A 13,464-nucleotide genomic window follows, 5' to 3' on the forward strand; every position below is an offset into this window, starting at 1 on the left:
TTTTCCCTTCTTTATGTGATATCTTCTTCATAAAGATATGCATTATACGAACCAGTTATGGACATAGGTTTCATCCAGATCGATAAAGAGTGCACCATAACCAGGCATCGTCTGTATGATCTCGCTCCCTTTGAGTATTTCAAAACGCAAATGCACCGTCGTGTAGTCTTTAAAGTGTACTTTTGAAATGGAGAGTTCTATACGCTCATCTACAGCAAAACGTATCCCTTCCTTTTCATAAGGACTATCCAAAGGAAAATTGAAATGAATATGCTCTCCAGTCTCTTCGACGATGACCTCGAGTTTCATGTGCGACATTTTCAAAGATCCAATATCCCCTTCCAGGGCCAGAAAGATCTTTTCATCATCATGGCCGTAATAGATCATATCTATAGGTCCGCGTACCCGGTCCATGGTAGAGTAGAGCTTGCTCTCATCCACACTTCCACAGCCGATCCATTCAAAAAAAGTACTCTGTTTTCCATCAATGGAGGGTGAAATGTGGGCGTGCGGTTTGACCAAGAATGAAACCGAACTCTTCTGTGATATGATCGGCATGAAAAGATCAGAAGGCGGCTGCATATGCATCAGGCGGTAAATCGTGATGAGATGCTCCCTGAAGAGCTTATCAAATTCCAATCCGAACTCTGTAACATGATCATCACCATACCACCAAAACCAGTCACTGCACTCCGAAGCCAGGAAATGAAATTTGACCTCTTCTTTCACTTCATCGGAGATCTCTCCCTCATGGTTATCCACATCACGCCGTGTTTGATAGATCAGTTCCCATGCACGATTCTTTTCACTGTGTCCAGACCAGGTATCAAAATTGCCATGTATCCAGCTCCCTGGTGCAAGTTTCTCCAGTTTCCCAGGATCTAATAAACGTGAGACTTCATCCATAGTGACCGTTCTGCACCATGACGTTTGCAAAAAGCGTCCATAGAGTGCCATAAAAAAGTCATAGGCATTGTTTTCAAAAAACTCCCAGGCATTTTCACCATCTAAAATAACAAACACCGTAGCATTTTTCTGTGCATGCCGGAGAGATTCTATAGCATGCACAAAATGCTCACTTGCGTCATGTCCGGATTTAAAACGGTAGTTAAATCCTATCATGTCACTGAGTCCATGGTCACGAAATCCTATGGTCACATCATTATAGACGTAGGGTTTATAGAGATTCGCACGTGTATCGTCCCCAAGTGATCGAAAGAGGATCGCTTCATCCGTGGCTATCCAGGCGATCCCCCGCTCCTTGTATATGGCTATACTCTCTTCATCGACTGCACCTTCTGCGGGCCAAAACCCTGTAGGCGCAGCACCAAAGGTCTCTTTATAGAGTGCGATGGAGCGTTCGACCTGCTCAATGGCATCTTCTCTGAGTGACATCGGGTTGTCAGGCAGAGTGGTATGAGAATTGGCACGCTTTGCATTTTCCATATCAAGCAGCAGTGGCAATATAGGATGGTTATAAGGTGTAGTCGAAAGTGAGATGACTCCCTCTTCTTGCAACTGTGCATAAAAAGGAAGAATGGTCGCCACAAAGTCGCACAGTTCCTGAAGCAGGTGTGCTTTGTCTGATTGTGTAAAACCTTTGCCTTTTTGAAACAGTGTTTTTACCAGTTGGTTTTCCTGACGCAGATAATTACCGCACCAAGCAAGCATAAAAAGCATCTCAAAGTCAATAAGCTCTGCATCGCTGAGCTCTTCCTTATGATAAAGCTGACTCAAATACGCTATAGGTCTGATCATCGTCTCATACTGTGTTGATTTACACGTTTTAATGAGCCATTCTCTTTCGTCATGCGCTAGTATTGAGGGTTCTTTTCCCCACAATGAGAGAAAATAATCATTTTTCAGAGGATCTCTGTAAAGATTCAACTGTTCAATCAATGGTGGGGTAATATTGAACGTCGCCTTAAGGCCTTTATATTGACTTAACAGCCATGGCATCTCATAATAGTCTTTTATCGCATGGAGAAATACCCACGGCATACTCATCACTCCATCACTGTCCCTGTAATCGGGTTGGTGCATATGCCAGAAAAAACAGAGATTCAGTGATGGTTTCATTGTCACTCCTTAGACCATTGTTCAATTTTAGCAGAGTACTCAGCCAAGATCGCTTCCCCTTTTTCCTCATTTTCAGACTGGATATACAAGTTAAGGTGATCTCTATACTGATCGGGGATCATAAGGATCCAGTCATTTTTATCTAACCATATCTTGACACCATCGAGTGTGGATGACTCCTTTCCTTTGGTATCTGCAAGGAACATACGCATCATCTTTCCTTTCAGTGCCTGTCGACATTCAATCTTCGTTATTTTATAATAAAAACTCGGCAATGAATCGATCATATCAGAAAGTTTTACCCCATGATGCAATATCATTTCAAGTATTCGCAAAGTTGCAAACATTGAATCCCGATGCGTCGCAAATTCGGTAAAAGCAAAATTACCTTCACCCGTAGCCACAAGATCATACTCTCTCATCTTTTCTGCTTTGAAGTTTGCGTATTGACCCCGTTCTATTTTAAGATTTTCAAAATGGACGATATCTACTGCCCATGTTGGTAAGAAAACGCGTTTTATAGTTCCTGTTTCTTTCGCTTCCATATTTAAAAGTAAAAGAACCACATTTAATGCGTCTTGTTTACCAAGCACAACACCTTTATCACTTACGATATCCAAACGCTGACCATAAGGGTAAAGAATAAATCCTGCATTCAGTTTCAGTGCATTAATAACATCATGCATATCTTGTTTTGATTGTTTGATCAAAGCATTGATATTGGCAAGACGATGTTCATCCCTATGTGCATTAAACATAATATTCTCTACGCCAAGATCATTTATAATATCCGGGAAAACATCTGAAGCCATTCCATGCATCATATCCACTGCAACACGACAATCTAAACATTTAAATATATGTGGGTTCACTAATTGCATCATTCCCTCTTTATAGACTCTATATTCTTTTTCATGACTGGACTCACGAATCTCGCCGATCAGCGAATAGTCTACACGTCGGAAAGTTTCTTTGAAAAAGGCTTTTTCTATTTTTTTAGACATTTCATTATTGATACGTAGTGCTTCACAGTCAAAAAAGGTCATTACCGTACTGGTTGGATCATCAGTTTTTTGACGGAAATGGACACCCGCAATGAACTGATCATGTGAAGATAAATTACAACGTAATACAGCAGAAGGAATATCACGGTAGTCGATCACGTTTATACCTGCAGAAAGAAGTCCTCCCAGAAAAGCACGTTTGAGCATACGTGAGCTTTTATGATAATCTCTAGAAACAACGACACATGATCCCACAGGCAGTTGTCCACCAAAAGCTTCAGCAAGTTTTGTCGCCATTTCACAAGAGAGTTCAACATTGGACTTTCCAAACACCGTCCCATTGACAAAAATAGAATTTTTGTATTTATTTCCAAGTATCAAACTGTGGTTAACGATAGAAGCATCTTCAATTTTTTTATCAGGCCAGATGGTGACATCTTGTTCAATCTTGCTTAACTGACCGATCTCGCATCCCTCTGCCAGGATCATCCCGGCATTGGCTGTAACATTATTATCGATCACATTATCATTACAGATCACACAACCATCCAGCTTGACTTTAGCATGAATCTCCACATCATTCCAGATCACAGTGTTTCTGATCTTACTCTCTTTGCCGATGGTGACATTGTCTCCGATCACGACATTATTGAGCTTTACACCCTTCTCCAGCGTAACATTCTTTCCCAGTACCACCGTACCAATAAATTCAATACTTTGATCAAAACTGTACGTCTCATCGCTGTAAAGCACACCATCAGGAAATTGTGTTATTTCCCCATCAATGTTGAACTTGACCCTGCCGGTTAAAATATCATCATAGACGTCCCGATAGCTTTCGGGGTTTCCCACATCACGCCAGTACCCTTCAGTATATCCAGCCATCAGATCAATGCCTTTACGCATCAATTTAGGAAAAAGGTCTTTACTAAAATCATAGTTTTCATTTTTAGGGATATACGCCAGGATCTCCGGCTCTATGATATAGATACCCGTATTGATCGTGTCACTGAAGACTTCACCCCAACTTGGTTTTTCAAGGAACTTTTCTATTTTCCCCTCTTCATTGGCGATCACGACACCAAACTCCAAAGGATTATCGACCGATGTCAAGGTAATGGTCAATTTGGACTTTTTCTCTGCATGATAGTCAAAGATCTTCTGGAAATCAAAATCCGTTACAAGGTCCCCACTGATGATAATAAAGTTATCATCTCCTATGTATTCCTGTGCCAGCTTCACTGCACCTGCCGTACCATAATCTTCATCTGGAACTACATAGGTGATCTTGATACCAAAATCACTTCCGTCCCCAAAATGCGCTTGAATGATCTCGGGCTTGAAATAAAGCAGCACGATAAACTCTGTGATCCCCAACTCTTTCAGGGTCATCATTGTATGTTCCATCATCGGTTTATTCATGATCGGGAGCATCGGTTTCGGACGTGAGTTTGTAAGTGGCTGGATCCTCGTTCCAAAACCACCTGCCATGACAACAGCTTTCATTTATCCTCCTATGGATTTTTATCTAAAGTAGAACCATATTCATTAAAAAAGACGAACTCATAATGTGAGTAAAGAGTTTTGACTGGCATAGACCGTAGGCACACTAGGACATGCCTCCTCAGTGAGCCAGTCATTTTGATTGACCTTATACCCAAACTGAAAACTATCTCCTGCCCTGAGTATTTTGGTGATATAGTAATCACCATTTTTTTTCTGCTTCATCGGCTCCTCTTTCCATTCATTCCATTCACCTGAAACAGCTACATCCTCAACACTATATGTCGGTGAAAATGTAAATGTCACCCAAACCCTGTTCCCGTTCTTTTTCATTGTAAGCATGATCAATCCTTTTAGCAATGAAACTATTATATCCGAGATTTTAAAAAAATTGACAAATATATTGATTTATATTTAATCAGTATAAGAATTTTTATCTTTAAATTATAAGTAATTGTACCAAGATATGGTTTCATAAAGATAACATTCTTCTAGAGAAGAAGGCAAGTCTCAACAAATAAGGATATAGGTTAAAGTTTAGTGTAAAAAGAGTATTATCAAGATGGTATACAAAAGTATTTTATACGGTTTACTCTTTTGCTAGTTTTCTGATAGAAGTAGAAAGGACTAACAATATGACTGATTTCAGATTTATTTTTAAACTATTTTTGCTTGCTTTCACAACATTACATCCACTCTTAGCAAGTGATACTCCAAGCAATGTAACGTTAGAGCCCTCACATACTAATATATTGGCTGGTACCAAATGGCATCTTATTGAATTTCAATCAATGGATGATGCTCAGGGAATAAAGAGAACAGATGACCCTTCAAAATACACTATGAATCTCCATGAAGATGGTACCGTTACCATGAAACTAAACTGTAATATAGCCAAAGGAACATGGTCGATCAAAGAAGGGCAATCCCCTATCAGTGGCCAATTTCAATTTGGTAAACTTGCTACAACCAGAGCCTTCTGTCCTCCTCCGAGCATGGATGTATTTATATCCATGCAGGTACCGTATATCCGTTCTTATCTGTTTAAGGATGAAAAACTCTACTTGAGTTTAATGGCAGACGGTGGGATATTTGTCTGGAAAAAAGATACTGATGAGTCAATGGAAATGAAAGCCGATCCAAAGCTTGAAACGGCGATCCGATCACTCTATCCAGATTATAATGATAAACTGATCAACCCTATATACGGTGTAAAGAAAGCCCGTTATGTTTACGGACATGTCGATCTCAATGAAGATGGGAACAGTGAAGTGTTTGTCTACCTCATGGGTTCAATTTTCTGTGGAACTGGTGGTTGTAACCTGCTGCTTTTTACTGAAGAAGAGAATGGATATAGATTGATCGATCAATTCGCAACAACAAGAATTCCCGTCATCGTCTCAAATGAAAAAAACCATGGATGGAAAAATATCACATGGTTAAAATCTGGTGGAGGGTATCCTTCATTATACTTAACCTATATGTTCAACGGTAAACACTATGTTGAAACGCAAAGTACCTCAAGCAAAAAAGTTCCAGAAGGAAAGCCTTATCTTTCAGGAGAACTCACTTTCCATGATGGAATTCCTTTAGAACCTAATAAATAACAATCATAGTTTGCTGTACAGACAGACTATATGGAAGTTTTCATGATAAAAGCAGCGTTTAAAAAACATTTCTTTTTTAATTCTACTACTTTTATCATTGTATATCTATCATTCAGAAATTAATCGTCATCTTCTTCATCAGAGATGCCGTCATTATCATCATCGTCATCCTCATCGTCATTGATACCATCATTGTCGTCATCATCGTCTTCGTCGTCATCCAATCCATCATTGTCATCATCTACATCATGATCGTTTGAGATACCATCACCATCTGTATCATTATCTGCAATACCATCACCATCATCATCCGTATCTTCATCATCTGAGATACCATCATTATCATCATCGTCATCATCATGATTACAGAATTCATCACCATCATCATTGTCATAGACATCTAGAAGACCATCACCGTCTTGATCCATCGGGTCATTCTCAAGTTCAACAGAAAGTAAACCATTTTCTACTTCGATCTCCAATACATCATCCGAGACACCATCACCCTCGATATCGACAATAAACTCACGATCCATAGCTAGGTCCACATACCCAAGATCAACATCTCCTTGAGCTCTGAACAGTGTGCTATTTCCATCGACTGTAACAATCCCGATCGGTGTTACGACCTTATTATCTGGTTCATTTTCATTCGTTGTCATCACGATACGACAATCCGTATTCAGTGGAACTTCTATCTCAAAAGGGTGTTGATCTGTACCGTTTTGCACAGATGTTGTAGAGTAGTAGCTTCCATCTTCACAAAATACTTCTATCAGTGTACCAGGAACAGTACCGATCACTTTTGCTGTCGGTTCTAAAACTGTTTGTTCTGTAGAGGTACTCCCTCCGCATCCCATCAAAGATAGACCTACCAGAGTTGAAACTAACCCGCTTGTTAATACATGTATTTTTTTCATACCTTTTCCTTCAATCATTTTATATGTTATTGAGTTCAATGTTGTTCAAATAAAGAAAAGCACTTATGGAACCTGGATATATTCAGAGATCCCAAAGCATTCCAGCAGTAGCTTTACTACATATTTGACATAACAAAACAGCCCTGAATTAAATATGATGAGTGAACAACCTATCGAAAGGATAAAAGGAAGTAATGAAGTATTCATTATGGCAACCCCGCTATCTACTTGAGACCGGAGGCTTTCCGTCCTTGCTTCGCAACAAGTTTGGCACAACAATAATATTTAATAAATCAGATATATTATACGAAAGAAATATAAAAGTTTTTCACCAATTGGTAACAAAATGATAACATTGATAGAATACTACAGAGCCTAAGAACCATAGGTAAGAAATGTATGTTTACATACGGTTAGTGTAATGCATATAAACTTCTTCTTACATAGCAACCAAAAACATGAAAAGCCAATTTCATGTTAACTCCTCATTTTAAACTTCTCCCCCCTTGTATTTGGTTGCTATCATACATCAAAATAAGACTCAAAGTCTTACAATCTTAATCAAGATACAATCCTGCACATACAATAATCATTTCCCCATCGATCATCACTTTTTTGACATATGCTGATTTTTGTGATCTTTCTACATCTCCTGGTTTTGGCCATGGGTAATCAACCCAGCCACTGCCTTTTGTTTTGGCAACATATATAAATTCCCTTACAAAATAATTCCCCTTAGCATCCTTATAGTTGATCACATTACGCCCTTCTAATTTTGGGAAAGCTGCATTCATTAACTCTACACCATTTTCGTCGATCACAAAAACATAGGTATCCTGATAACTATACTGACTTCTCTTGCTTCTCAACGTATCAAATGCCTTAAATCCATCCTGTTCGATCAATCTCGCTGCTGAATCAACTGCATCTATAATAAAGGATCTTTGAACAGGCATATCATAGGTACCGCTTCCTATAAGAAATATTTTCCCAGAAGAACTTTTCACTCGCATAACATACGTACTTTTCCAACTTGGATCCAATTCACCGGGTTTTGGCCAACGGTAATGAATCCACCCTTTTCCTTTTTTGGATGAAGCTACTTTGATCATCAGTTCGCCAATTGGCTTTTCATCAACATCTTTAAGATCACGTACATTTTTACCCTCACCTTTTACATCAGGTGGATATACATACCGTAACCCATTCATATCCCAGACATATATATATTGATCATCATGAAACCACTTTGTTCCCTTTTGTCTGAATAAATGAAATGCTTTATCACCTTTCTCTTCTATCAATGCAGCACCACTTTTGACAAACGCTTCAAGTGCTTCTGCATCTTTTGCGTGTATTACACTTCCAACACTACTTATCAACACTATGAACTTCAAAAAACGTACAATAAAATGATACATATCCATCCTTTTCCTATATAGCTGTTTTTGGCACACTACCCTTTTATGCAAACCTTTGGTCTTAAAAAGGCTACTCTTCTTGCTAAGCCCGCCTTTTCAGTAGCCTGTGCAACAAGATCCACATCCTTATAAGCATCAGGGGCTTCTTCAGCAACGCCGCGCATGGATGCAGAACGGATCAAAATACCCTTCTGGGCAAGCTCCTGTATGACTTGCTTTCCTTTCCACAATTTGAGTGCCTGATGACGGCTCATTGCGCGGCCGGCCCCGTGACTTGCTGAAGAGAAAGCACGTTCCTCTCCCTCTTTGGTACCTGCAAGAATGTACGATCCCGTTCCCATACTTCCACCGATAATTACAGGCTGACCGACACTCCTGTAACGTACCGGTATGTCGGGATGTCCTGGTCCAAAAGCACGCGTTGCACCTTTACGGTGAACCCATAAATTACGTTCCACACCATTGACCAGATGTGTCTCTTCTTTGCAGGTATTATGGGAAACATCGTAGAGTGTCTCTATCTTCACACCTTTAAATAAGCACTCAAAAGCATTTCTGGTCATATGGGTAAGTACCTGCCTGTTTGCCATAGCACAGTTTATTGCAGCATTCATGGCACCGATATACTCCTGTCCTTCAGGTGAATGGATAGGCGCACAGGCAAGTTCCCTGTCAGGCAGTGAGATCCCTAGTCGTGTGGCCGCTTTTGCAAGCGATACTAGATACTCCGTACCGATCTGATGTCCCAGTGCCCGTGAACCGCAATGGATCGACACAACGATCTGGCCTTTTTTGATACCAAATGCTTCTGCTGCTTTTTCATCATAGATCTTGGCAACTTCCTGAACCTCAAGGTAATGGTTTCCAGACCCCAGAGTCCCTACCTCTCCCAATTGCCGTTCCTTAGCCAGCCGAGAGATGTTCTCAGGCCTTGCACCCTGCATCTTACCCATCTCTTCAACAAAACTCAGGTCCTCACCTAACCCATATCCATGATGGATCGCCCATTGGGCACCACCTCTAAGGACATCATCAAGTTCATCTAGCGTGAGTCTGAGTTTTCCCTCTCTACCGACTCCTGCGGGTATCGCGCGAGAAAGCTCATCAGCCAGCTTTGTTAGATCGGTAGAGGTCAGATCTTCTCTCATCAGGTTTGTACGCAGACATCGAATGCCGCATGAGATATCAAATCCCACACCACCTGCAGAGATGATGCCACCCTCTTCAGCATCAAAGGCAGCAACACCGCCTATGGGAAATCCGTAACCCCAGTGCGCATCCGGCATTGTCATCGCCTCTCCTACCAGACCGGGCAGTGTTGCGACATTGGTGATCTGCTCCAACACTTTGTCATCCATACTTTTCAATAAAGGTTCTGAACCGTATAAGCGTATACCGCTTCTTTTTTCTCCAACCTTTAGAGGGATGGTCCATGTATAATCATCAATTCTTTCCAATAGGTTCATATTCATGACACTTCTCCTTTACACATCTACGACACATCGGGCTTCCCAATGATCCTCTTTTTCTTCCACGGAGAGCATGGTCAGTGTTGCCCCTTTGACCTCTGTACCCCGTTCCAGATCTTTTCGCCAAGTATCTCCCCATGCTTTCCCTCTCCAGGAATTACCCTCTCTATGCAGTTCAAACTTACCCAGAACAAGATGTTTCATATGTGCTAAAGCCAAAAGCGTATTGAGCCACTCTATCAGAGCAAACTCGTTATCATCTTCCTCAAATACCACTTCTATCAACTCATCACAATGCAATAGATCTACATTAGCCATAATAGCAAACATCGCCACTGCAGCTGATTCGAATGATTCCTCCAGACTCTTTCCTCTTCCAATAATACCGATATCCGCATCATGGTCAAAGTAACGATATCTCTTGTTCATGTTTGGCCTTCTTTGTTTTACAAGTTCTATATTTCAATACATCGTTAAAAAAAGATCCTTACTTATTCTAGCATCATTTTCGTCTTTTACCATCTCCAACTCTACTATTCGTAACTTTATAATCTTATAAAAGCAGTACTCTCTAACTTGTTATCTGTTATGATTATCATAGAATCTGTTACTGAAAAGATGTACATAATGAAATATGAAATCAAGTCTAAAGCGGATAAAAGGGCTCAAGCTCTCTTAAAAGTCATAAGTGAACTTCTTACAGAGATACATCCGCATCATCTTCCTTCTGAGTCTATTTCACTTGATAGTCGTTTTGAAGAAGAGCTTGGACTGGACAGTCTTTCACGGGTTGAACTCATCGCAAGAGTTGAAAAGGAGTTCAAACTTTCATTACCGGAACGTAGCTACTCCGAAGCAGAAACACCACGGGACCTTTTGCGTATGCTGCTTGGGGCACAAGAAGCATATGCTATCCTTCAAGATTCGGGAATTGCTTCAATAACACTGGATGAAACAGAAGGTACACCTTTTGAAGCACAAACCCTCGTAGATGTACTGAATTGGCATGTAGCACAGCATCCGGATCGTCCCCATATCAAGTTCTACCAGGATGATGGACAAGGCGATGTCATCACGTATGCTCAGCTGGAAAAAGGTGCCAAAAATACCGCAATACTGTTGCAACAACATAGATTAGAACCTGGTCAGCCGATCGCAATTATGTTACCCAGCAGTCCGGATTACTTTTTCATCTTTTTTGGTATACTGATGGCCGGTGGCATACCTGTTCCCATCTATCCACCTGCACGCCCTTCACAGCTTGAAGACCACATCCGAAGACATGCACGTATACTGGATAATTGCCGTGCAAGCATCCTCATTACCGTACCTGAAGCCAAGCATGTTGCAAAACTTCTAAAATCGCTGGTCCCTAACCTTCAGCATATCATATCAACTACAGATTTGAAAGACTCCTCTTCAAGTACAATGCTGCCAAGCATACATGAACAGGATATCGCATTTATACAATACACATCAGGAAGTACCGGAAACCCGAAAGGCGTAGTACTGACACATGCCAACCTTCTTAACAATATTAGGGCCATGGGGAAAGTTGTCAAAGCAGGGCCCAAAGATGTTTTTGTCAGTTGGCTTCCACTTTATCATGATATGGGCCTTATTGGTGCCTGGCTTGGCAGCCTCTACTATGCTGCATTTTTTGTAGTCATGTCACCATTGGATTTTTTGGCCAGACCCGAACGCTGGCTATGGGCGATCCACCGCTATCGGGGTACACTCTCTGCCTCACCTAACTTCGGATACGAGTACAGTATGCATCGCATAAAAGATACCGATCTGACGGGGTTGGATCTTAGTTCATGGCGTGCTGCATTCAACGGGGCAGAAGCAGTCAGTCCTGAAACAGTAGAAGAGTTCAATAAACGATTTGCACCATTTGGATTTAACAAAGATGCGATGATGCCTGTTTACGGCCTTGCAGAGTCTTCCGTCGGTTTGGCATTTCCACCACTCGGACGTGGCGTACATATCGACCATATAGACCGCACTACTTTTACCCGTACAGGAAGTGCCTTAAATACCGTACAGGATGACAGTAATGTTTTAAAATTTGTCAGTTGTGGGTTGCCTCTTCCTGGACACCAGCTCAGAATCGTAGATGATACCGGACATGAACTGCCCGAACGTCAAGAAGGACGTTTGGAGTTTCGGGGTCCCTCTTCTACCAGTGGCTACTACCGTGATGTTCAAAAAACACAAACCCTTTTTGATGGAGAGTGGCTCGATACAGGCGATCTGGCCTATATTGCCGACGGAGAACTTTATGTAACTGGACGTATCAAGGACATTATTATACGCGCCGGACGCAATATCTATCCGGATGAACTGGAAAAGATGGTAGGAGATATACCAAATATCCGAAAAGGCTGTGTGGCTGTATTTGCCAGTATGGATCCAAAGAGACAGACAGAAAAACTGGTCATTTTAGCTGAAACACGAAGTGAAGACCCCAATGAACACCAAAGATTGCGCAACGACATCAATACACTATCGATCGATCTGACCGGAATACCGCCTGATGAAGTTGTCTTTGCACCTCCCGGGAGCGTTCTAAAAACTTCAAGCGGGAAGATCAGACGTTCTGCAAGCCGTGAACGCTATGAAAAAGGAATGATCACTAAAAAGCCCCAAAATGTAGTATGGCAGGTAGTCAGACTTGCCCTTAGCGGTATCAAACCCCAATTACGACGTATAAAACACTATATTGGAAGCCTTTTCTTTGCTCTATATAGTTGCTCCGTCTTTGCTTTGGTCACACCGGTCGCATGGCTCTCTATGATACTCTTGCCAAAGTTTTCCATGCGATGGAGTATGTTACAGGTCTGTACAAAATTTCTAGCCTATGCAACTGCCACGCCGCTCAGAGTGAATGGTGTCGAAAACCTTCCACCTGCAGGAACATCTTGCGTCTTGGTCGCCAATCACGCCAGTCTTCTTGATGGAGCTGCTCTCATAGCAGCACTGCCACGTCATTTTCGATTTATTGCCAAGTCCGAGTTCACTAAAGACTTTTATACCCGTCTGCCACTGGAAAAGATCCATACGGAGTTTGTCGAACGATTTGAGACCACTAAAAGTGTTCAAGATACAGAACATCTTCGTACCGTGCTGGAATCGGGTCATGCCTTGTTCTTTTTCCCTGAGGGGACTTTCAGCCGTGTTCCCGGACTTATGCCGTTTCGGCTGGGTGCATTCAGCATTGCAGCTGGGGCAAATGTACCGGTCATTCCCATATCGATCAGAGGTACACGATCGATACTTCGGGATACATCCTGGTTCCCTCATCACAGTCCGGTTCACATAGAGATCGGTAAACCTATCGATCCTGAGAAGATCAGATCCAAAGCAGAGGTAAAAGAGTGGGATGTAGCTATAGAGCTGCGCGACCAAAGCCGCGAATTTATTTTACGGCACTGTGGTGAACCGGATCTTTCATAGAT

Annotated in this window: 9 protein-coding genes and 1 riboswitch; of the genes, 2 read left to right on the forward strand and 7 right to left on the reverse strand. The window is 41.5% G+C overall.

Annotated features, from left to right (window positions below):
• Positions 1-42: 42 nt before the first annotated feature.
• From SULAR_RS03775 to SULAR_RS03785, 3 genes are read right to left on the reverse strand one after another with little or no spacing between them, the layout of a single operon-like run.
• Positions 43-2,079, reverse strand: coding sequence for a glycoside hydrolase family 57 protein (locus tag SULAR_RS03775; protein ID WP_008243136.1), 2,037 nt, complete (start codon positions 2,077-2,079; stop codon positions 43-45).
• A gap of 2 nt (positions 2,080-2,081) precedes the next feature.
• Entirely contained in the window at positions 2,082-4,589 is a 2,508-nt protein-coding gene (locus tag SULAR_RS03780; protein ID WP_008243138.1) for a sugar phosphate nucleotidyltransferase, read from the reverse strand.
• A gap of 57 nt (positions 4,590-4,646) precedes the next feature.
• A complete protein-coding gene (locus SULAR_RS03785; RefSeq protein WP_008243141.1) occupies positions 4,647-4,928 on the reverse strand; it encodes a hypothetical protein in 282 nt (93 codons plus the stop codon).
• Positions 4,929-5,221: 293 nt separating this feature from the next.
• On the opposite strand from SULAR_RS03785, the gene SULAR_RS10875 reads away from it, so the two are divergent.
• Positions 5,222-6,193: an META domain-containing protein gene (locus SULAR_RS10875; protein ID WP_008243143.1), complete on the forward strand. Its 972-nt coding sequence runs from the start codon at positions 5,222-5,224 to the stop codon at positions 6,191-6,193.
• Positions 6,194-6,312: 119 nt separating this feature from the next.
• On the opposite strand, the gene SULAR_RS10880 is transcribed toward SULAR_RS10875, so the two are convergent.
• The 4 genes from SULAR_RS10880 to SULAR_RS03810 all read right to left on the reverse strand — a co-directional run bounded on the left by SULAR_RS10880 (position 6,313) and on the right by SULAR_RS03810 (position 10,432).
• Positions 6,313-7,113 carry a hypothetical protein gene (locus tag SULAR_RS10880; protein WP_008243145.1) on the reverse strand — a complete coding sequence of 267 codons (801 nt, stop codon included), beginning with the start codon at positions 7,111-7,113 and terminating at the stop codon, positions 6,313-6,315.
• Between the two features lie 207 nt (positions 7,114-7,320).
• Positions 7,321-7,395: riboswitch (cyclic di-GMP riboswitch) on the reverse strand.
• Positions 7,396-7,670: 275 nt separating this feature from the next.
• Positions 7,671-8,534 carry a cache domain-containing protein gene (locus SULAR_RS03800; protein ID WP_008243147.1) on the reverse strand — a complete coding sequence of 288 codons (864 nt, stop codon included), beginning with the start codon at positions 8,532-8,534 and terminating at the stop codon, positions 7,671-7,673.
• A gap of 35 nt (positions 8,535-8,569) precedes the next feature.
• The gene (locus SULAR_RS03805) at positions 8,570-10,006 is read right to left on the reverse strand and encodes an RtcB family protein (protein WP_008243149.1); all 1,437 of its coding nucleotides are present in this window, start codon (positions 10,004-10,006) and stop codon (positions 8,570-8,572) included.
• A 12-nt stretch (positions 10,007-10,018) separates the two neighbouring features.
• Positions 10,019-10,432 (reverse strand): archease, encoded by a 414-nt coding sequence (locus SULAR_RS03810; RefSeq protein WP_008243151.1) that lies wholly within the window; start codon positions 10,430-10,432, stop codon positions 10,019-10,021.
• Positions 10,433-10,630: 198 nt separating this feature from the next.
• On the opposite strand from SULAR_RS03810, the gene SULAR_RS03815 reads away from it, so the two are divergent.
• Entirely contained in the window at positions 10,631-13,462 is a 2,832-nt protein-coding gene (locus SULAR_RS03815) for an AMP-binding protein (protein ID WP_008243159.1), read from the forward strand.
• The last annotated feature ends 2 nt before the right edge of the window (positions 13,463-13,464 follow it).

The sequence above is a fragment of the Sulfurovum sp. AR genome (genome assembly GCF_000296775.1).
Classification (GTDB): Bacteria; Campylobacterota; Campylobacteria; order Campylobacterales; family Sulfurovaceae; genus Sulfurovum; species Sulfurovum xiamenensis.

Coding starts and splice junctions, on each gene's coding strand:
- SULAR_RS03775 (WP_008243136.1), bottom strand. CDS start 2,079: ATGAAACCATCACTGAATCTCTGTTTTTTCTGGCATATGCACCAACCC.
- SULAR_RS03780 (WP_008243138.1), bottom strand. CDS start 4,589: ATGAAAGCTGTTGTCATGGCAGGTGGTTTTGGAACGAGGATCCAGCCA.
- SULAR_RS03785 (WP_008243141.1), bottom strand. CDS start 4,928: ATGCTTACAATGAAAAAGAACGGGAACAGGGTTTGGGTGACATTTACA.
- SULAR_RS10875 (WP_008243143.1), top strand. CDS start 5,222: ATGACTGATTTCAGATTTATTTTTAAACTATTTTTGCTTGCTTTCACA.
- SULAR_RS10880 (WP_008243145.1), bottom strand. CDS start 7,113: ATGAAAAAAATACATGTATTAACAAGCGGGTTAGTTTCAACTCTGGTA.
- SULAR_RS03800 (WP_008243147.1), bottom strand. CDS start 8,534: ATGTATCATTTTATTGTACGTTTTTTGAAGTTCATAGTGTTGATAAGT.
- SULAR_RS03805 (WP_008243149.1), bottom strand. CDS start 10,006: ATGAATATGAACCTATTGGAAAGAATTGATGATTATACATGGACCATC.
- SULAR_RS03810 (WP_008243151.1), bottom strand. CDS start 10,432: ATGAACAAGAGATATCGTTACTTTGACCATGATGCGGATATCGGTATT.
- SULAR_RS03815 (WP_008243159.1), top strand. CDS start 10,631: ATGAAATATGAAATCAAGTCTAAAGCGGATAAAAGGGCTCAAGCTCTC.